Below are 19,620 nucleotides of genomic sequence, written 5' to 3'. Positions count from 1 at the left end.
CGGGTACAGGACCTCGATCCTGAACCGCATCCCGGACATCAGAAGAACCAGCCGACCTGGGTGACGAACATGGCCACGACCACGACCAGGGTCCAGCCGAGCACGTGCTCCAGCCAGCGGGGGGACTCGTCGTCGGGGCCGCCGGTGCGGACCAGGTTGCGGGCGCGGGCGGTCGGGGCGGCGCTGTGTGCGGTCATGCCCCCCAATGTGACAGCGGGGGCGGCCCTCGCGGTAGAGACGATGGTCACGGGTGGCATGTCTCACGCCCCCGGCCGCGTGGTGCGGACCGGGGGCGCGAGGGGTCGTGCGTACCGGATCAGGTGGTGCGGTCGCGGCCCGCCATGCCCGCCATGGCCAGGGCCAGGCACAGGGCGATACCGCCGGCGAGGACGTTGCTCCACACCGTGCGGGTGGTGCTGACGTCGCCGGAGATGACGAAGGGCGCGACGATCGTCCAGGCGGCGAGACCGACCGCGGTCCAGGCCATGGCGTGCGTGCGTTCGTAGGCGGAGCCGAGTCCGCTCATGCACAGACAGTAGGCCAGGCCCGCGATCAGGTTGTTGATCGCCAGCGAGCTGAGCCCGCTGAATCCGGCGATCCACGGCGAGGCGGCGATGTACAGGCCCGTCATCAGGGCCAGCGCCTCGACGATCTGGGCACTCGGGGTGCTGGTGACCCGCTCGAACCGCGAGCGCATCTCAGCGACGTCGGGGTGGTGTTCGATTCTCGGTTGGGTGGTCATGGCGGGCTGCCTCCTATGAGAAGCTCCTAATGCCCTTTTGCCCTTTATGTTCCACTTACATGCCGTTCCGGTCAACGGCAAAATCTCAGAGCACGCCGACCGCCCGCAGCGCGAGGACCTGGGCCGCGTTGGGCCGGATCGGACCGTAGAGGTAGCAGACGCCTCCGGTGCCGGAGACGACCTTGCCCGCGGCGTTGTGGCGCTTGGTCCGGAGCCAGTTGTTCTCGAACTGGCGGCGGGCGTAGACACGGCGCACCGCGGCGTTGTCGGCCGAGTTCGGGTCGTTGGCGATCACGTCGCCCGAGGCGGTGAAGCCGATGACGGTCATCAGGTGGCCGGCCGTACCGTAGCCCGCGCCCGTGAGCTCCTCGGCCGTGAAGGACTGCGAGGTGATGACGGGGACTCCGGCCCGCACCAGGGTCTCCAGGTCCGCGAGGGAGCCGAGGCGGGTGACGACGCCGGCCATCTGCCGGTACGTGGCGGCGTAGGCGGCGTTGAAGGGCCAGTTTCCGCAGCCCTTGTAGGCGGCGTCGTAGGTGGAGCGGGCGGCGTGGCAGACCTGGGGGTCCGCGTAGTCCTTCTTCACCCAGGCCACCGAGGAGGCGCTGGCCCTGCGGCCCCAGAACTCGATGATCATCTGCGAGGAGGTGGGGCTGCACCAGGCCTCGCCGCCGTTGTCGTACTCGGGGTACTGGCCCGCATGCGTCTCCTGCGAGTACCTCGGCACCTTCAGCTCGTGGGCCCCGGCAGCGGAAGGGACGGACGCCGGGACCGAGAACCGGTCCGGGACGTCCGAGGCCATGGCGCCGGCCAGCCACACCGTGGGGCCCCGGCTCGCGCCGGGCTTGCGGTACAGGGTCAGGCGCAGCCGCCAGTCCTTGATCCGCAGCCCGCTCGCGGGGGCGTCCACGGCCAGGGTGTCGGTCCAGACGGTGGACTTGCCGTCGGTCTGCCCGTCCACGGAGGTGCGCCGGATGTCCCCGTCGCCGGAGGCCCAGCGGCCCATCACGTACCAGGGGGTGGCGGCGCCGTCGGTGTAGGTGCCGCGCAGTTCGGCCTGGATCCAGGTGCCGGCCGGGGTGCGGGCGTTCCAGGAGGCGATGGCCTCGGTGGCGGGGACGGTCGAGGTGTGGACCGGGGAGGTCCACGTGGCGTACTCCCAGGTGCTCTTCCTGGCGGTGTGCGGGTCCGTGTACTCGGTACGGCCCGTCGGGGTCTTGATCTCCAGGCCGGGGCGGGCGCCGCCGATGGCGGTGGTGCCCTGGTGTTGGCCTGCGGTCCAGTGGGCGTACGAGTACCAGAAGCGGTTGTCCACCGTCTTGCGGGTGGCTTCGGCGGCGGCCTCGGAGGCGGCGGCTCCGGCCGGGGGCGGGGTGGCGGGCTTCGGCCCGGCGGCGGAGGCACGGCCGCCGGGGACGGTGGCGGCGGTGGCTGCCGCCAGGGCTACCGCCAGGAGGGCGCGGCGGGGTGTGGGTGCGGTCATCGGCGTGGCCCCCAGGGGTCGGTGCGGCGGGTCGGCTCCCGCCCACCCTTCCAGTTCCCGCGTCCGGGGCCGTGAAGCCGGGGCGCCGTGTCGGGGTGACGGGGCGCGGCCCCCGCTCCCCCGGTCGGTCCCTGCGGGGCCGTCCCCTCTCCACCCTTCCACCGTTCCCCGGGGCTCCGCCCCGGACCCGCTGCCGGGGGCCCGGCAGCGGTGCCGGGGGCGGCGCCGAGGTCCCGCCGTTGCCGAGGGCCGCACCGCGGCCAGGGGACGCATCGCTGCCGGGGGGGGCGCCGTTGCCGGGGGCCGCACCGCTGCCGGGAGGGGGGACCGCTGCCGGGAGGGGGGACCGCTGCCGGGAGGCGGCAGCGGCGGCGGCCCCGGGCGCCCGCTGCTCGGGTGGCGGAGGGGCTGGACGTGCCTGCGGCGTGGGTGGCCGGGGGGCGGGAGCGTTCCTACGATGGTGGGAGTGGACTCGGGGTGCCGCGTTCAGGGGTGATGCGTGATGCGCAGCTTCCGGGCCGCCGCCGTGGCGGCCGCCGCTTCCCTGCTGTTGACCGGGCTGTGTGCGGCGGCCCCGCCCGAGCGCGCGACGGCGGACGTCGACGCCGCCACCGCCGAGCGCCTCGACGAGGCGATCACCGCGGCCATGAAGAAGGCGGACATCCCGGGGGTCGGCGTCGGCCTGTGGTTCGAGGGCGGGGGTTCCTACGAGCGCGCCTTCGGCACCGCCGACACCGCCACGGGCACGCCGATGAAGACCGACCTCCACACCCGGATCGGCAGCGTCACCAAGACCTTCACGATCACTGCCGTCCTCCAGCTCGTCGACGCGGGCAAGCTCCGGCTCGACGCACCCGTCCTGGAGTACCTCCGTGGACCGCTCGCCACCCGGCTGGAGCGGGTGGCCGGCGCGGAGCGGGTCACCGTGCGCCAGCTCGCGGAGATGCGCAGCGGGCTCTTCGACTACACCTCGGACACCGCCTGGCTGGCCGAACTGCAAGCCGATCCGACCCGTGAATGGACCCCGCAGGAGGTCCTGGACATTGCGTTCGCGCACCCCATGGACTTCGCGCCGGGTGCCAAGTGGGAGTACAGCAACACCAACACGGTGCTGCTCGGCGTGCTCGTCGAGCAGCTCAGCGGCCAGAGCCTGACCGACTACCTGCACGACCACGTGCTCCGACCGGTCGGCCTGGCGGACACCACACTGCCGAAGGGCGCCGAGATCCCGAGCCCGTACGCCCACGGCTACACGACGTTCTCGCCCGGCGGGAAGGTCGTCGACGCCTCCTCGTGGAACCCCTCGTGGGGCTGGGCCGCCGGGGCCATGACCTCCACCCTGGACGATCTGCACACCTGGGTGCCCGCGCTGACCGGGGGGCGGACGGCGGACGGCGCCGCGCTCCTGCGGCCGGACACCCAGGCGGACCGCATGCGGGTCCTGCCCACCGGCTATCCCGGCGTGGCCTACGGCCTCGGGATCGCCGAGGTGAACGGCTGGCTCGGGCACAACGGCGAGCTCCCGGGCTACGAGACGATCGCCGCCGGGCTCCCGAAGGAGCGCGCGGTGCTCGTCGTCATCGTCAACTCCGACGAGGACGGGCCGGCCGGGGACGAGGGGAGCCTCAGCACCATCATCGGCAGGACCGTCACCGAGATCGCCACTCCGGACCACGTGTGGTCCCTCCCGGCCGCCGCGCAGCCCAACGCCACACCCGACGCGACGTCCGGCGCCTCCGCCCCCGCCTCCGGTGGATGAGAGCGGCCGAAGGGCAGCCGAGGGCGACTGCGGGCCGAAGCCATAGGCTGGGTCCGTGGAGAACCAGCCCGCGCTTCCGTCGCTTCCGTCGCCTTCGCCCCTCCCCTCGCTGCTGCCCCTGGCGCGCGAGCTCGCCGCGCTGCCTCCCTCCCTCGGGCCAGTCCGGGTGATCGGGATCGACGGGCACGCCGGGTCCGGGAAGAGCACCTTCGCGGGGGCGCTCGCCGAGGCCCTGGGCGGGGTTCCCGTGCTGCGGCTGGACGACGTGGCCAGCCACGAGGAGCTCTTCGAGTGGGTCGGGCGGCTGCGCGCGCAGGTGCTGGAGCCGCTCGCCGCGGGGCGGGCCGCGCACTGGGCCGCGTACGACTGGGTCGAGCGGCGGTTCGGGCCGGAGCGGGTGCTGGAGCCCGGTCCGGTGCTGCTCGTCGAGGGGGTCGGTGCCGGGCGGCGCGCCCTGCGCCCGTGCCTGGCGCGGCTGCTGTGGATGGAGACTCCGCGTGCGAAGTCCTGGGGGCGCGGGCGCAACCGGGACGGGCGCGAACTTTCCGACTTCTGGGACGGATGGGAGCGCGCGGAGCTCGCGCACTTCTCGGATGATCCTTCGCGCCCCTTCGCCGACACCCTGGTGCGGCAGAGCAGTACGGGATACGAGTGGACTTCCGGGGCGTCCGGGGCGGCGGGAACCGGCGCTTGCGTGACGGAGGGTGACGAGGCCCCCCACGCCTGAAGGACGGGCGAGAGGCCCTCTCCGCGGGTGCCTCCGGGCCGCTTGACCCGGGGCCCGGGGCGGCCTTACGTTCTGAACAGGCGGCCCTCACCGGCCGTCACGGACGCGAAGCCCCCGATTGTTCCCCCGTGATCGGGGGCTTCGTTCTGTCCCCCGGCCCCCCGCGCGTCCCCGTCCGGCACTCCTCCGCCCTGGCGTCGCACAGGGCGCATCCCGGCCGTTTTCTCACCCTGAGTCACCGTGGATCGTCCGGATCGGCGCCCGGCCGGTCTTCGACGCACCCTACGTAAGGTGCGTAACCGCAGGTACGATGCACCCCTGATTTCATCGGCGCAGGAACAACTCGCGGATGCATCGCGGGGGTTGCTGGGCACCACGGGGGCAGCTTGTGGGGGATGTGATGGACTTCGCCGCGCACGGAAGCAGCGCGCACGCCCCGGCCGAACTCGCCTGGCTGCGCGGAGTGGACGCCTGCACGATGGGCGCCTACCCGCAGGCCGAGGAGGAGTTCCGGGCGGCCGTACGGCTCGATCCCGGGATGGCCGATGCCTGGCTGGGCCTGCACGCGCTCCGCGTCGACACCACCAACGCGTTATTGCGCATGTACGCCCACCGGGACCGCTTCGGGGAACAGCGGGCCCGCCACCGGCGGACGCTGAACTCCTGGTACTGGCTGGGCTGGTGGGTGCAGCCGGTACTGGAGACCCGCCGGGACCTGCTGCTGGCGCACGCCTCGCACTGGCTGGACGGGCGCCACGTCCCCGAGCTGGACCAGGCGCTGGCCGCTCTGCCGCCCGTGGACACCGACCCCCAGGTGCGCTTCCTGCACGCCTGCCGGGCGTACCTGGTCAAGGACTGGGAGCAGTTGGTGCGCTCCACGGAATCGCTGGTCGACGATCCGCTCCTGGGCATCGAGGCGGGCCTGTTCGGCGGAATGGCCCGGGTCCGGCTGGAGATGTACGGGCAGGCCGAGCCGCTGCTGGCGGCCTCGCTGATGCGCTGCCGCAGCGAGCAGCCGCAGCGCAAGGAGCTGCGGTACTGGCTGGCGCGGGCGCACGAGGGGACCGGGCGCAGCGCGGCGGCCCTGCCGCTGTACCGGGCGGTGCACCGGGTGGACCCGGCGTTCATGGACACGGCGGCCCGGCTGACGGCGATCGAGGACAGCGAGGACGCCGACGGCCTGGCCGGGTACGCGAGCGGCGCGGGCTACGAGGCCTTCGGCGGGCACGGACCGGCCCCTTCGGGCGGCGACTTCGCGGCGGTGGCGCTGGGCGGAGGCGGTCCGGTCCAGGGGATCGCCGCCGACGGGCAGCCGGATACGGACCCGCCGGCGGCGGCCGACCCGCCGGAACCGCGGCACGGCCCGGGGTCGCCGGGGCCCGGCGCGGGTCTGCCGGCCGGGGTGCGGCGCAAGGCCTCGCTGCCCGCGCAGCCGGGGCCGGTGGGCCTGCCGGCCGGGCCGGCGGATCCGGCGGCGCTGGCCGAGGCGCTCGCGGAGCTGGAGCGGATGGTGGGCCTGGAGCCGGTCAAGCGGCAGGTGAAGGCGCTCTCCGCGCAGCTCCACATGGCCAGGCTGCGGACGGGGCAGGGGCTGCCGGTGCAGCCGCCGAAACGGCACTTCGTCTTCTCCGGGCCTTCGGGCACGGGGAAGACCACGGTGGCGCGGATCCTGGGCCGGGTCTTCTACGCGCTGGGCCTGCTCGGAGGCGACCATCTGGTGGAGGCCGGGCGCGCCGACCTGGTCGGCGAGTTCCTCGGGCAGACCGCGGTGAAGGCGAACGAGCTGATCGACTCGGCGATCGGCGGGGTGCTGTTCGTGGACGAGGCGTACAGCCTCTCCAACTCCGGCTACAGCAAGGGCGACGCGTACGGCGACGAGGCCCTGCAGGTGCTCCTGAAGCGGGCTGAGGACAACCGCGACCACCTCGTCGTCATCCTCGCGGGCTATCCGGCGGGGATGGACCGGCTGCTCGCCACGAATCCGGGGCTGTCCTCGCGGTTCACCACGCGGGTGGACTTCCCCAGCTACCGGCCGCCGGAACTCACGTCGATCGGCGGGGTGCTGGCGGACGCCAACGGCGACCGGTGGGACGAGGAGGCCCTGGACGAGCTGCGGAGCATCAGCGGGCACGTGGTGGAGCAGGGGTGGATCGACGAGCTGGGCAACGGCCGGTTCCTGCGCACGCTGTACGAGAAGAGCTGCGCGTACCGGGACCTGCGGCTGTCGGGCTTCGCCGGTGATCCGTCGCGGGAGGACCTGTCCACCCTGCGGCTGGCGGACCTGATGCAGGCGTACGGGGAGGTCCTGTCGGGCCGCGGCCCCCAGGAGCGGCAGGAGCCGCCACCGCTGTGAGGGCTCCCTAGGGTATGTCCGGCGGCGGGCCTGAGCAGGCCGCGAAGGCGGAGAGGACCAGGAAGGCGAGGGCCGCGGCGATGAAGAACCAGCCCGCCCAGAGGGGCCGTCCGCCGTACTGCTCGGCCCACCGCTCGTCCGCCTCGCCGTCGCCGAGCCCGCCTTGCAGCAGGGCCCGGACGCGGCCCTCGAACTCGGGGTCCGCCGCCGCGCGCCGTGTCAGGACCTCTTCGAGGGCCTGGGCCTCGGCCGGTGCGTGCTCGAAGGCGGCGACGACGGCCACCTGTTCGGGCGGCAGCCCGTCGAGGAGGATCTCGCGCAGCCGGCGTGCCACCGGGGAGGGGGCGTCGGGGTCCTCCGTCAGCCGGTCCAGCACCTCGCGGGCCGCGTCCCGGAAGTCCGGTTCCCCGTCTTCGTGTTCGTCCTGTTCACCGGATCGCATGAACGCCCCTCCCGCCGCCTCCTCACGAGTATGGCGGCACGACGCCGCCGCCGGACCCGTCGTGCGAAGGGTCCGGCGGCGGCGGGTCCGGCGGGCGCCTCAGCCGGCGAGCGCGCCCTCCGAACGGAGTTCGGCCGTCCGGGAGTGCGGTGCCGTGCGGTGCGCGGGGTCGCGCACCTCACCCACCAGCGTTTCCAGTACGTCCTCCATGGCGACCAGGCCGAGGACCCTGCCCGAGGGATCGGCGACCTGCGCCAGGTGCGTCGCATCGCGGCGCATCACCGTCAGGGCATCGTCCAGCGGGAGCGTGGAGCAGACCGTGGTCATCCGGCGCCAGACCCGCTGGGGCACGGCCCGTTCCCGGTCTTCCAGGTCCAGGACGTCCTTCACGTGCAGGTAGCCCATGAAGGCACCGCTGTCGGCGCGGACGGGGAACCGGGAGTACCCGGTGCGGACCGTCAGCTGCTCGATCTGGCGCGGGGTGACGGCCGGTCCGACCGTGACCAGCCGGGCCGGGGCGAGGAGGACGTCGGTGACCGGGCGGCTGCCCAGTTCCAGCGCGTCCTCCAGGCGCTCCTGCTCGACCGGCTCCAGCAGGCCGGCCTGCCGGGAGTCCTTGAGCAGGCGGCCGAGCTGGGCGGAGGTGTAGACGGCCTCGACCTCGTCCTTGGGCTCCACCTTGAAGAGCCGCAGGATCAGCGTGGCACAGGCGCCCAGCGCGGTGGTGACCGGTCCGCAGACCCGTGCGAAGGCGACCAGTCCGGGGCTGAACCACAGGGCCGTCTTCTCGGGGGCGGCCATGGCGAGGTTCTTGGGGACCATCTCGCCGATGACCAGGTGGAGGAAGATCACCGCGGTGAGGGCCACCGCGTAGCCCAGCGGATGGATCAGCCCCTCGGGCACGTGGGCGGCGTGGAAGAGGGGCTCCAGGAGCCGGGCCACGGTGGGTTCGGCCACGGCTCCGAGGGTGAGCGAGCACACGGTGATGCCGAACTGTGCGGCGGCCATCATGCGCGGCAGGTTCTCCAGGCCGTGGAGCACCTGGCGGGCCCGCTTGGATTCGGCGGCCAGGGGCTCGATCTGGCTGCGGCGGACGGAGACGAGTGCGAACTCGGCGCCGACGAAGAAGCCGTTGGCCAGGACGAGGAGCAGGGCGAACAGCAGTTGGAGCGCGTTCACCGGCCACCCACCTGAGCCAGCTCGGAGGACGCCGCGGCGTCCGGGGCCAACCCGTAGGAGCCCTGCCCGTAGAGGCCCGGCCCGTCGGAGCCCGGCGTGCCGGGGCCCGCGGGAGCGGTGCGCACGAGGCGGACCCGCTCGGCGCGGTAGCGGCGGACCTGGCGCACGGAGAGCTTCCAGCCGGGGAGTTCGGCGCGGTCCCCGGGGGCGGGGATCCGGCCGAGCAGGTCGGCGACGAGGCCGGCGACGGTCTCGTACGGGCCTTCGGGGACCTCCAGGCCTATCCGGCGCAGGGTCTGCACGCGGCAGCTGCCGTCGGCCTCCCAGGAGGGGCGGCCGTCCTCGGCGGGTACGGCGGCCAGTTCGGGGCTGCCGTCCTCGGCGAGGTCGTGCTCGTCGCGGACTTCGCCGACGAGCTCTTCCACGATGTCCTCCAGGGTGACGACGCCGGCGGTGCCGCCATACTCGTCGACGACCACGGCCATGGGCTGTTCGCTGCGCAGCCGTTCCAGCAGCGGCTGCACCGGCAGGGAGCCGGGCACCAGCAGGGGGGCCACGCAGATCCCGCCGACGCTGGTGCGGGCGCGCTCGGACTCGGGCACGGCGAGGGCGTCCTTGAGGTGGACGACCCCGGTGATCTCGTCGATGCGCTCGCGGTAGACGGGGAAGCGGGACAGGCCCGTGGCGCGGGTCAGGTTGAGCACGTCGGCCGCGGTGGCCGTGTGCTGGAGGGCGCTGACCTTGACCCGGGGGGTCATGACCAGCTGCGCCGTGAGCTCGCCCAGCGACAGGGTCCGTACGAAGAGGTCTGCGGTGTCCTGTTCCAGGGCTCCGGCCTGGGCCGAATGGCGGACCAGGGAGACCAGTTCGCCGGGGGTGCGGGCGGAGGCCATCTCTTCGGTGGGCTCCACGCCGAGCGACCGGACGAGCCGGTTGGCGACGGCGTTGAGGCCCGCGATGACGGGCCGGAAGACCCGGGAGAAGACGTGCTGCGGGCCGGCCACGAAGCGGGCCACCTGGAGCGGCCGGGAGACGGCCCAGTTCTTCGGGACGAGCTCGCCGACGACCATCTGGACGGCGGAGGCGAGCAGCATGCCGATGACGACGGCCGCGCCGGGTACGGCGCCCTTGGGGAGGCCGGCCGCTTCGAGCGGCCCGGCCAGCAGGGCGGCGAGGGCGGGTTCGGCGAGCATGCCGACCACGAGGGAGGTGATGGTGATGCCGAGCTGGGTGCCGGAGAGCTGGAAGGACAGCTCCCGAAGGGCTGCGACGACCGTGCGGGCACGGCGGTCGCCCTCGGCCGCGGCGCGTTCGGCCTCGGGTCTCTCGACGGTGACGAGGCCGAATTCGGCTGCCACGAAGAAGCCGTTGGCGAGGATCAGGGCGAATGCCGCCACGAGCAGAAGTAGCGGGATGGTCATGCCGCCGCCCCTGTGGGGAGGGCGGCGCGTGTACTACCGGACGATCCGTCCATTGCTGGAGGGAGTCACTCCTCGAGTCGCAGGTGCCCACGGGCCTCGGGGTCCCGGGGCCGGTGGGAGGGCGCACGGTCGCGCCCCCACACCAGGTTAGTCATTGAGATCGCCGCCGCAATGGGACGCAGCGACGAGGTCGGCCGGGCTCAGTCGTTCTTTGAGCCGGTTCCGTGGGCTTCGGCCAGGGCGCGCAGGGCGCGGGCGTCGGCGATCGCCTGGGCCTTGGCGACCCCGGGCTGGATGCCGAGGGCGGGCAGGCTGGTGCCGTCGCTCAGGTCGAGGAACACCCAGGCGTCGCCGGGGCGGAGGTTGACGCGCAGGATCTGCGCCCACTCCAGGCGGCGGGTGGTGGTGAGGTTGACGACCGTGACCCCGGTCTCCTCGGCGACCACCTTGGGGCGGCTGAGGAGGACGAGGACGGAGGAGAGCAGGACGGCGACGAAGACGAAGCTGATCCGCTCGCCGGGCTGCAGGCGCTCCAGCATCACGGCGATGGCCGTGATGGTGAGGAACATGGCGGCGCCCACGCCCAGCAGGACGGCCCGGGTGCGGGTCGGCCGGAAGGTGACCGGCAGGGCGGGCGGTGCGGGCTGGGCGGTGGCGTCGGCCATGTTCTTCGGTGCCTTCGGGTGGTGCCGGCTGGTGGGGGTACGTGCGGCGGGTGCCGTCGTACGCGTCAGAGGCGGCAGGCGTGGATCGAGGTGGTGAGGATCGCCCGCGCGCCGAGCTCGTACAGGTCGTCCATGATCCGCTGGGCCTCCTTGGCGGGGACCATGGCGCGGACGGCGACCCAGCCCTCGTTGTGCAGCGGGGAGACGGTCGGCGACTCCAGGCCCGGGGTGAGGGCGACCGCGCGCTCCAGGTGCTCGGCGCGGCAGTCGTAGTCCATCATCACGTAGCTGCGGGCGACCAGGACGCCCTGGAGGCGGCGCAGGAACTGCTGGGCCCGGGGGTCTTCGGGGTCGGCGGCGTTGCCGCGGATGACGACGGCCTCGGAGGTCATGATCGGCTCGCCGATGACCTCCAGTCCGGCGTTGCGCAGGCTGGTGCCGGTCTCGACGACGTCGGCGATGATCTGGGCGACGCCGAGCTGGATGGCGGTCTCGACCGCGCCGTCGAGGTGGACGACGGAGGCTTCGATGCCCTTGTCGGCGAGGTGCTTCGCGACGATTCCCTCGTACGAGGTCGCGATGGTCATCCCGTGGAAGTCCTCGGGGCCCTTCGCGGTGCCGGGGATGGTGGCGTAGCGGAAGGTGGAGCGGCCGAAGTTCAGCGGCAGGATCTCCTCGGCGCTGGCGCCGGAGTCGAGCAGCAGGTCACGGCCGGTGATGCCGATGTCGAGCTTGCCGGAGGACACGTAGATCGCGATGTCCTTGGGGCGGAGGTAGAAGAACTCCACCTCGTTCTCGGGGTCGACGACCACGAGCTCCTTGGACTCCTTGCGCATCCGGTAGCCGGCCTCATGGAGCATCGCCGACGCCGGTCCGGAGAGTGAACCCTTGTTGGGGACGGCGATGCGCAGCATGGGGCTTCCTTTGGTGCGTAGGTGCGAAAGGGTGTGCTGGTGTACGGGTACCGGGCGCGCGGACGCCCCGGCAGTGTGTGCCGGGGCCCGCGCGGAACTGCTGGGGTCCGAGGACCGCGGCCTAGAGGTGCGCGTAGACGTCGTCGAGGGAGATCCCGCGCGCCACCATCATCACCTGGACGTGGTAGAGCAGCTGGGAGATTTCCTCGGCGGCGGCTTCCTTGCTCTCGTACTCGGCGGCCATCCAGACCTCGGCGGCCTCCTCGACGACCTTCTTGCCGATGGCATGGACGCCCTTGCCGACCAGCTCGGCGGTTCGGGAGGTGCTGGGGTCGCCGTTGGCGGCCTTGAGCTGGAGCTCGGTGAAGAGCTCTTCGAAACTCTTGGAGGGTGTGTTCGCCATGATGTCCCTAGGGTACGGGCTCACCCCGGTGTCCCAGCGCCTGGGTTCACCCCTTGGACTGGCGCCAGGGTTCGCTGACGGTCCGCAGGGTCATGGCGGTGGACACGGCGGCGGTGACCGCTTCGTGCCCCTTGTCCTCGTTCGACCCCTCGAGTCCGGCGCGGTCCAGCGCCTGCTCGTCGTTGTCGCAGGTCAGTACGCCGAAGCCGACGGGGACTCCGGTGTCGATCGACACCTGGACCAGGCCCTGGGTGACGCCCTGGCAGACGTAGTCGAAGTGCGGGGTTCCGCCGCGGATGACCACGCCGAGGGCGACGATGGCATCGTAGCCGCGCCCGGCCAGGACCTTCGCCACGACCGGGAGCTCGAAGCTGCCCGGGACGCGCAGCAGGGTGGGCTCGTCGATGCCCAGCTCGTGCAGGGCCCGCAGGGCGCCGTCCACCAGGCCGTCCATGACCTTCTCGTGCCACTGGGCCGCGATCACTGCGACACGCAGGTCTCCGCAGTTCTTCACGCTCAGTTCGGGTGCGCCCTTGCCGCTCACAGCTCTGCTCCTCGGTGCGATTCGTGTGGTGTGGTGTGGTGTGTGATGGTGTGTGGTGCTTGGGGATGGTGCTACTGGTTCGCCGGCCGCCGGCTACTGGTTGCCGCAGGCGGACGTGGTGACGGTCCCTTCGAGCCACGGCAGGTCGTGGCCCATCCGGTCCCGCTTGGTGCGGAGGTAGCGCAGGTTGTGCTCGCCCGCCTCCATGGGCATCGACTCCCGGTCGGAAACCTTGATGCCGTGGTCGACGAGGGCTTCCGCCTTCTCGGGGTTGTTGGTCAGCAGCCGGACGCTGTGGACGCCGAGGTCAGCGAGCATCTGGGCGCCGGCCCCGTAGTCGCGGGCGTCGGCCGGCAGACCCAGTTCGAGGTTGGCGTCGAGGGTGTCGCGGCCGCGCTCCTGGAGCTCGTACGCGCGCAGCTTGGACAGCAGTCCGATGCCGCGGCCCTCGTGACCGCGCAGGTAGACGATCACACCGCGGCCGGCGGCCTGGACCCGCTCCATGGCGGCGTGCAGCTGGGGGCCGCAGTCGCAGCGCTGCGACTGGAAGATGTCCCCGGTCAGGCACTCGGAGTGCATGCGGACCAGGACGTCCTCGCCGTCGCCGATCTCGCCGTGGACGAGGGCGACGTGCTCGACGCCGTCGACGGTGGAGCGGTAGCCGTACGCGGTGAAGTGGCCGAACGTGGTCGGCAGGCTGACCTGGGCCTCGCGGCGCACGGTCGGCTCGGCGGAGCGGCGGTAGGCGATCAGGTCCTCGATGGAGATGATCGTCAGGCCGTGCTTGCGGGCGAAGGGGATCAGCTCGGGCAGTCGCAGCATCACCCCGTCCTCGCCGGCGATCTCCACGATGGCGCCGGCGGGGCGCAGGCCCGCGAGGCGGGCGAGGTCGACCGCGGCCTCGGTGTGGCCGTTGCGGACCAGGACGCCGCCGGGCTTGGCGCGCAGCGGGAAGATGTGGCCGGGGCGGACGAAGTCGGCGGGGCCGGAGACCCCGTCGGCCAGCAGCCGCAGGGTGGTGGCGCGGTCGGCGGCGGAGATGCCGGTGGTGACGCCGTGGGCGCCGCTCGCGTCGACCGACACGGTGAAGGCGGTCTGCATCGACTCGGTGTTGTGCTGGACCATCTGCGGCAGTTCGAGGCGCTCCAGCTCGTCGCCCTCCATCGGGGCGCAGATCAGGCCGCGGCACTCGCTCATCATGAACGCGATGATCTCGGGGGTGGCCTTCTCGGCCGCGATGACGAGGTCGCCCTCGTTCTCGCGGTCCTCGTCGTCGACGACGACCACGGGACGCCCGGCCGCGATGTCGCGGATGGCCTGCTCGACGGGGTCGAGGCGGAAGATCTCTTCGTGCTCGACGTCGGGCACGGGCTTCAGGACGGGGTTCGGGGTGTTCATGCCGTTGCTCCTTCCAGAGCCGGGGCGGTGGTGGTGGTGCGCGAACGCTGGTACCAGTCGTAGGCGCCCCAGACGACGAGGGCGAAGTAGACGACGTAGACGAGGCCGGAGAAGGCCAGTCCGCTGTTGAAGGCGAGGGGGACGCCGACCAGGTCGACGAGGAGCCAGGCGAACCAGAACTCGACCAGGCCCCGGGCCTGGGCGACCATCGCGACGATGGTGCCGACGAAGATGTAGGCGTCGGCCCACGGGCTCCACGACAGGCTCGGGTAGAGGGTGAACAGTCCGCCGACGGCCAGGGTCCCGGCGGCCGCGCCGGCCAGCAGCAGCCCGCGCTCCTTCCAGGAGGCGGTGCGGACGGCGATGGAGCCGTCCTGGGCGTCCTGCTTGCCGCGCTGCCAGGCGCGCCAGCCCCAGACGGCCACACCGATGACGAGGAGCTGCTTGCCGACCCCGCCCGCGAGGTGGGCGGAGGCGTAGGCGCCGACGAGGATCAGGCCGGAGAGGAGCTGGGCGGGCCAGGTCCATATGGAGCGCCGCCAGCCGAGCGCGAGGGCGCCCAGGCCGATCAGGTTGCCGATCATGTCGGACCAGATGACCTTCTGGCCGAAGACCTCGAAGGCCTCGGTGTTGAGCCAGGTCAGGGCGCTCACTGGGCCGTCTCCTGGGGGTGCAGGGGGTCGACGCCGGCGGCCAGCAGCCGCTCCACGTACTTCGCCAGGACGTCGACCTCGAGGTTGACCGGGTCGCCGGGCTTCTTGATGCCCAGGGTGGTCAGCGCGAGGGTGGTGGGGATGAGGCTGATGGTGAACCAGTCCGCGGCGGCCTCGACCACGGTGAGGCTGACGCCGTCGACCGTGATGGAGCCCTTCTCGACGACGTACCGGGAGAGGTTCTGCGGGAGGGCGACCTTGACGATCTCCCAGTGCTCGGAGGGGGTCCGCGAGAGGATCTCGCCGGTACCGTCCACGTGCCCCTGCACCAGGTGGCCGCCGAGCCGTCCGCCGAGCGCCATCGGGCGCTCCAGGTTGACCCGGGAGCCCTGGGTGAGGGCGCCGAGGCTGGAGCGGTTCAGGGTCTCCTGCATGACGTCGGCGGTGAACTCTCCGTCACCGGTCTCCACGACCGTCAGGCAGACGCCGTTCACGGCGATGGAGTCGCCGTGCTTGGCGTCGTCGGTGACGACGGGGCCGCGCAGGCGGAAGCGGGAGGCTTCGGCGAGCTCCTCGACGGCGACGACCTCGCCCAGTTCTTCGACGATTCCGGTGAACACTCAGTGCTCCTTGAGGGCTGTGGGGGCGGTGGGGGCCGGCGCGGGGACGGCGGTGACGCGGATGTCCGTGCCGATGCGGACGGTTTCGGTGATCCGGAGCCGGAGCGCATCGGCGAGGGTGCCGATGCCGGCGTCGGCGAGGGCCAGGGGGCCCGCGCCGAGGAGGACGGGGGCCAGGTAGCCGACGACCTTGTCGACGGCCCCGGCGGCGACGAAGGCGCCGGCCAGGGTGGGGCCGCCTTCGAGGAGGACGGAGCGGATGCCGCGTCCGTACAGCTCGCGCAGCAGGGCGTCCACGGAGATCCCGTACTTGTCGTACGGGAGCCGGGCCAGCTCCACTCCGGCGAGGTGGCGGGTGTCGGCATCCTCGGCGACGACGATCAGGGTGGGTGCGGCCTCGTCCAGGACCCGGGCGGTGGGCCGGATCGTGGCGTGGGTGTCCAGGACCACGCGCAGCGGCTGGTCGGCGGCGGTGAAGCCGTCGATCCCCCGTACGGCGAGGTGCGGGTCGTCGGCGCGCAGGGTGCCGGAGCCGACGACGACGGCGTCGGACTCGGCGCGCAGCCGGTGGACGTCGGCGCGGGACTCGGGGGAGCTGATCCAGCGGCTGGTGCCGTCGGCGGCCGCGATGCGGCCGTCGAGGGTCGCGGCGTACTTCCACAGGATGTACGGGCGGCCCAGGCGTACGGAGGTCAGCCAGGCGGCGTTGCCCGCCTCGGCCTCCTCGCGGAGCAGTCCGGCCGCGGTGTCGATCCCGGCGGCGCGCAGGGTGGCTCCGCCGCCGCTGGCCTGCGGGTTCGGGTCGGAGACCGCGTAGACCACGCGGGTGATCCCGGCGGCGATGAGCGCCTGCGCGCAGGGTCCCGTACGGCCGGTGTGGTTGCAGGGTTCGAGGGTGACGTAGGCGGTGCCGCCGCGGGCTGCGGCGCCGGCCGCGTTCAGGGCGTGGACCTCGGCGTGCGGGCCGCCGGCCCGCTCGTGCCAGCCTTCGCCCACCACGGTGCCCGAGGCGTCGGTGATGACGCAGCCGACGACGGGGTTGGGGCTGGTGGAGCCGAGTCCGCGGGCGGCGAGCTCGATGGCTCGGCGCATGGCGCGGATGCCCGCGTCGGGTGCTGCGTGCGCGGCGTGTGTCGCCACCGGGTCCTCCTGCCTCATCGGGCACGGACTCCGGGGCCTGTCGGGATACGACAGATGAAGCGGGTAGCACACGCGGGGACGCCGAAGCCGGAAGAACGGTCCGTTCGACGGCACGTCCCGAGGGATGTGCCCGATGGACCGCCGACGGCGGCGTACCGGTGACTGGCCCGCCGCGCACTGCCTCCCATCCGGACTTTAACCGTCGGTCCAGGAATTTCACCTGGTCAACCGGCCGCTGGCTGCGGACGGGTCGCGGACTATAACCGCCGGTTCGGAATTACACCGACCCCGGAGTGCGCTGCTACTGGTACTGAAACCAGTGTGCCACGGGTGATCCTCGGCCATACAGGTGAGTCAACGTGTCCTGGGTCACACATTCGACGGGTTTCAAGTGCACCTGCTGCGCCACTCGGCCGATTCACTCCCCCATGCGCACCCGGAGGCCCCCGACGGGTGGAACGCGCGCCAAACCTTGCCGGATCGCGCACTTTGGTCCAGACCTATTGACGGGTTGGTCTAGTCCTCTTAACGTTCCCTTCATCTTCCCCGGGAGACAGCCCGTCAGATGTGCGCACGTCACGGGCCAACACGCACCACCTTTCAGCCTGTTGTGTCCTGCCATCCTCCCCTCCCCAGGAGGCACAATGCTGTCCCCCACCAAGACGAGGGCCATGCTCCTGACGTCCGGCGCCGCAATCGCCGGGCTGTTGGTCGCGGGGCTCTCGGCGGGCGTCTCGCACGCCGCCGACAACGAGTCCTGTCGCCCCGACGGTCTGTACAAGACCCCGGGCGTCGACGTCCCGTACTGCTCGGTCTACGACACCGAGGGCCGCGAGAAGATGGGCGCCGACCACCAGCGCCGCGTCATCGGCTACTTCACGGGCTGGCGCACGGGCAAGGACGGCACGCCCGCCTACCTGCCCAACAACATCCCGTGGTCCAAGGTCACCCACCTGAACTACGCCTTCGCCCACGTCGACGGCAACAACAAGATCTCGGTCGGCTCGGACAACGCGAACAACTCCGCCACCGGGATGACCTGGCCGGGCGTCGCGGGTGCCGAGATGGACCCCGCCCTGCCGTACAAGGGCAACTTCAACCTGCTGAACAAATTCAAGAAGCAGTACCCGAACGTCAAGACGCTGATCTCGGTCGGCGGCTGGGCGGAGACCGGCGGCTACTTCGGCGACGACGGCAACCGCGTCGCGTCGGGCGGCTTCTACTCGATGGCCACCAACGCCGACGGCTCGGTCAACACGGCCGGCATCAACACCTTCGCGGACTCCTCGGTCGAGTTCATCCGCAAGTACGGGTTCAACGGCGTCGACATCGACTACGAGTACCCGACCACGATGAAGGACGCGGGCAACCCGCTCGACTGGCAGCTCTCCAACGCCCGCCGGGCCGGACTGGTCCAGGGCTACGACGTCCTGATGAAGTCCCTGCGCGAGAAGCTCGACAAGGCCGGCGCCGCCGACGGCAAGCACTACCTGCTGACCGTCGCCGCCCCCTCCTCCGGCTACCTGCTGCGCGGCATGGAGACCTTCCAGATGCAGAAGTATCTGGACTACGTCAACATCATGTCCTACGACCTGCACGGCGCCTGGAACGAGTACGTCGGTCCCAACGCCTCGCTCTTCGACGACGGCAAGGACGCCGAGCTGGCGGCCGCCAACGTCTACGGCAGCTCGCAGTACGGCAACATCGGCTACCTCAACACCGACTGGGCCTACCACTACTTCCGCGGCTCCATGCCGGCCGGCCGCATCAACATCGGCCTGCCCTACTACACCCGCGGCTTCAAGAACGTCCAGGGCGGCACCGACGGCCTGTGGGGCAAGGCGGCGGCGACCACCTGCCCGGCCGGCGCGGGTCTGACCAAGTGCGGTGACGGCGCGGTCGGCATCGACAACCTGTGGCACGACAAGGACACCAACGGGGTCGAGTCCCCCGCCGGTTCCAACCCGATGTGGCACGCCAAGAACCTCGAGAAGGGGATCGTCGGCGACTACGTCACCAAGTACGGCTTCCCGGCGAACACCACGCTGACCGGCACCTACGTCCGCAAGTACGACGCGAACCTGGTCGCCCCGTGGCTGTGGAACGCGCAGAAGAAGGTCTTCCTCTCCACCGAGGACGAGCAGTCGGTGGCGGCCAAGGCCGACTACGTGGTCGACCGTGGCATCGGCGGCACCATGGTCTGGGAGATGGCCGGCGACTACGGCTGGAACGCCGCCAAGGGCCAGTACGAGATCGGCGACACGCTGACCTCCGTGATGTACGACAAGTTCAAGGCGGCCGCCCCGTACGGCGCCAAGAAGTCCAACACCGCGCTGCCGACCCAGGCCGTGGACATCAAGACGGAGTTCAACGAGTTCAAGCTCGGCGACTCCAACTACCCGATCACCCCGAAGCTCAAGATCACCAACAACACGAACACGACGCTTCCGGGCGGCACGGAGTTCCAGTTCGACTACTCGACGGCGGCTCCGGCCAACGCCTCCGACCAGTCGGGCTTCGGCACCAAGGCGATCAAGAGCGACCACACCGGCAGCAACGTCGGCGGCCTGAAGGGCGACTTCCACCGGGTCTCGCTGAAGCTCCCGGCCTGGCAGACGCTCGCCCCGGGCGCCTCGGTCGACCTGGCCTTCAACTACTACCTGCCGGTCTCGACGCCCTCCAACTGGACGGTGAACATCTCCGGCACGACGTACGCCCTCGCCGGTGACCTGGCGCGCGGCACGACGGTGGTCCAGCCGGGCAGCACCACGCCGCCCACGACCCCGCCGACCACGCCGCCGACGACTCCCCCGACCACGCCGCCGACCACCCCGCCCACGACCCCTCCGGGCGGCACGTGCACCAACCCCGCGTACGTGGCGGGCACGGTCTACAACAGCGGCAACGTCGTCTCGCACCAGGGCCGCAACTGGAAGGCCCAGTGGTGGACGCAGAACGAGACGCCCGGCACCACGGGCGAGTGGGGCGTCTGGAAGGACCAGGGCGCCTGCTGACACCCCACGGGGTGACCGCGTAGGTGAACAGACGTGAGGACCCGGTGGCCCGGCGGCCACCGGGTCCTCGCACGTCCCGGACCGCCCGGCGATCTTGCCGCGTCCCGCCAACTCCCCTGTTTCCGCAGGCTGTACGGTCCCACGTGGCGGGCTCGCACGGGAG

The 19,620-nt window shown here is 71.9% G+C and carries 18 protein-coding genes and 1 riboswitch; of the genes, 4 read left to right on the top strand and 14 right to left on the bottom strand.

The genetic code is table 11. The annotated features are described in order from the left end of the window. Positions 1 to 38 precede the first annotated feature (38 nt). The 3 genes from ACZ60J_RS26445 to ACZ60J_RS26435 all read right to left on the bottom strand — a co-directional run bounded on the left by ACZ60J_RS26445 (position 39) and on the right by ACZ60J_RS26435 (position 2,225). Positions 39 to 197, bottom strand: coding sequence for an SCO1431 family membrane protein (locus ACZ60J_RS26445; RefSeq protein ID WP_469685520.1), 159 nt, complete (start codon positions 195 to 197; stop codon positions 39 to 41). 119 nt (positions 198 to 316) lie between these two features. Continuing rightward, positions 317 to 742 (bottom strand): SPW repeat protein, encoded by a 426-nt coding sequence (locus tag ACZ60J_RS26440; protein WP_469685518.1) that lies wholly within the window; start codon positions 740 to 742, stop codon positions 317 to 319. A gap of 85 nt (positions 743 to 827) precedes the next feature. Then, positions 828 to 2,225 carry a peptidase C39 family protein gene (locus tag ACZ60J_RS26435; protein ID WP_469685516.1) on the bottom strand — a complete coding sequence of 466 codons (1,398 nt, stop codon included), beginning with the start codon at positions 2,223 to 2,225 and terminating at the stop codon, positions 828 to 830. Between the two features lie 502 nt (positions 2,226 to 2,727). Here ACZ60J_RS26435 and ACZ60J_RS26430 point away from each other — a divergent pair. The 3 genes from ACZ60J_RS26430 to ACZ60J_RS26420 all read left to right on the top strand — a co-directional run bounded on the left by ACZ60J_RS26430 (position 2,728) and on the right by ACZ60J_RS26420 (position 7,064). Then, the gene (locus tag ACZ60J_RS26430; protein ID WP_469685514.1) at positions 2,728 to 3,984 is read left to right on the top strand and encodes a serine hydrolase domain-containing protein; all 1,257 of its coding nucleotides are present in this window, start codon (positions 2,728 to 2,730) and stop codon (positions 3,982 to 3,984) included. Positions 3,985 to 4,039: 55 nt separating this feature from the next. After that, complete coding sequence (locus ACZ60J_RS26425) at positions 4,040 to 4,711, top strand: uridine kinase family protein (RefSeq protein ID WP_469685512.1); 672 nt, start codon at positions 4,040 to 4,042, stop codon at positions 4,709 to 4,711. 400 nt (positions 4,712 to 5,111) lie between these two features. Further along, positions 5,112 to 7,064 (top strand): AAA family ATPase, encoded by a 1,953-nt coding sequence (locus ACZ60J_RS26420; protein ID WP_469685510.1) that lies wholly within the window; start codon positions 5,112 to 5,114, stop codon positions 7,062 to 7,064. 7 nt (positions 7,065 to 7,071) lie between these two features. Here the strand turns inward: ACZ60J_RS26420 and ACZ60J_RS26415 are convergent, their stop codons facing one another. The 11 genes from ACZ60J_RS26415 to ribD all read right to left on the bottom strand — a co-directional run bounded on the left by ACZ60J_RS26415 (position 7,072) and on the right by ribD (position 16,461). Beyond that, positions 7,072 to 7,506 carry a hypothetical protein gene (locus ACZ60J_RS26415; RefSeq protein ID WP_469685509.1) on the bottom strand — a complete coding sequence of 145 codons (435 nt, stop codon included), beginning with the start codon at positions 7,504 to 7,506 and terminating at the stop codon, positions 7,072 to 7,074. A 99-nt stretch (positions 7,507 to 7,605) separates the two neighbouring features. After that, complete coding sequence (locus ACZ60J_RS26410) at positions 7,606 to 8,685, bottom strand: hemolysin family protein (protein WP_469685507.1); 1,080 nt, start codon at positions 8,683 to 8,685, stop codon at positions 7,606 to 7,608. Next, entirely contained in the window at positions 8,682 to 10,106 is a 1,425-nt protein-coding gene (locus ACZ60J_RS26405; RefSeq protein ID WP_469685506.1) for a hemolysin family protein, read from the bottom strand. Before ACZ60J_RS26405 ends, ACZ60J_RS26410 begins: the two co-directional genes overlap by 4 nt. Positions 10,107 to 10,306: 200 nt before the next feature. Further along, positions 10,307 to 10,771, bottom strand: a complete 465-nt coding sequence (locus ACZ60J_RS26400) for a PH domain-containing protein (protein WP_469685504.1) — start codon at positions 10,769 to 10,771, stop codon at positions 10,307 to 10,309. Between the two features lie 65 nt (positions 10,772 to 10,836). Beyond that, positions 10,837 to 11,685: an ATP phosphoribosyltransferase gene (gene hisG / locus ACZ60J_RS26395; protein ID WP_469685502.1), complete on the bottom strand. Its 849-nt coding sequence runs from the start codon at positions 11,683 to 11,685 to the stop codon at positions 10,837 to 10,839. A gap of 121 nt (positions 11,686 to 11,806) precedes the next feature. Next, a complete protein-coding gene (locus ACZ60J_RS26390; protein WP_250741528.1) occupies positions 11,807 to 12,088 on the bottom strand; it encodes a phosphoribosyl-ATP diphosphatase in 282 nt (93 codons plus the stop codon). A gap of 46 nt (positions 12,089 to 12,134) precedes the next feature. Further along, positions 12,135 to 12,632 carry a 6,7-dimethyl-8-ribityllumazine synthase gene (ribH, locus tag ACZ60J_RS26385; RefSeq protein ID WP_250741527.1) on the bottom strand — a complete coding sequence of 166 codons (498 nt, stop codon included), beginning with the start codon at positions 12,630 to 12,632 and terminating at the stop codon, positions 12,135 to 12,137. Between the two features lie 93 nt (positions 12,633 to 12,725). Then, positions 12,726 to 14,030, bottom strand: coding sequence for a bifunctional 3,4-dihydroxy-2-butanone-4-phosphate synthase/GTP cyclohydrolase II (locus ACZ60J_RS26380; RefSeq protein ID WP_469685500.1), 1,305 nt, complete (start codon positions 14,028 to 14,030; stop codon positions 12,726 to 12,728). Further along, a complete protein-coding gene (locus ACZ60J_RS26375; RefSeq protein ID WP_382969785.1) occupies positions 14,027 to 14,683 on the bottom strand; it encodes a nicotinamide mononucleotide transporter family protein in 657 nt (218 codons plus the stop codon). Before ACZ60J_RS26375 ends, ACZ60J_RS26380 begins: the two co-directional genes overlap by 4 nt. Next, entirely contained in the window at positions 14,680 to 15,303 is a 624-nt protein-coding gene (locus ACZ60J_RS26370; RefSeq protein WP_469685498.1) for a riboflavin synthase, read from the bottom strand. The genes ACZ60J_RS26375 and ACZ60J_RS26370 overlap by 4 nt, the downstream gene beginning before the upstream one ends. Continuing rightward, complete coding sequence (ribD, locus tag ACZ60J_RS26365; RefSeq protein ID WP_469685496.1) at positions 15,304 to 16,461, bottom strand: bifunctional diaminohydroxyphosphoribosylaminopyrimidine deaminase/5-amino-6-(5-phosphoribosylamino)uracil reductase RibD; 1,158 nt, start codon at positions 16,459 to 16,461, stop codon at positions 15,304 to 15,306. Positions 16,462 to 16,613: 152 nt separating this feature from the next. Then, positions 16,614 to 16,744: riboswitch (FMN riboswitch) on the bottom strand. A gap of 343 nt (positions 16,745 to 17,087) precedes the next feature. Between ribD and ACZ60J_RS26360 the strand changes: the two genes are divergently transcribed. Then, complete coding sequence (locus ACZ60J_RS26360; RefSeq protein ID WP_469685494.1) at positions 17,088 to 19,457, top strand: chitinase C-terminal domain-containing protein; 2,370 nt, start codon at positions 17,088 to 17,090, stop codon at positions 19,455 to 19,457. The last annotated feature ends 163 nt before the right edge of the window (positions 19,458 to 19,620 follow it).

It is taken from the genome of Streptomyces sp. NPDC104226 (assembly GCF_055584085.1).
Note: the sequence above shows the minus strand (reverse complement) of the source record. Positions and strands in the feature narration are given on the sequence as shown.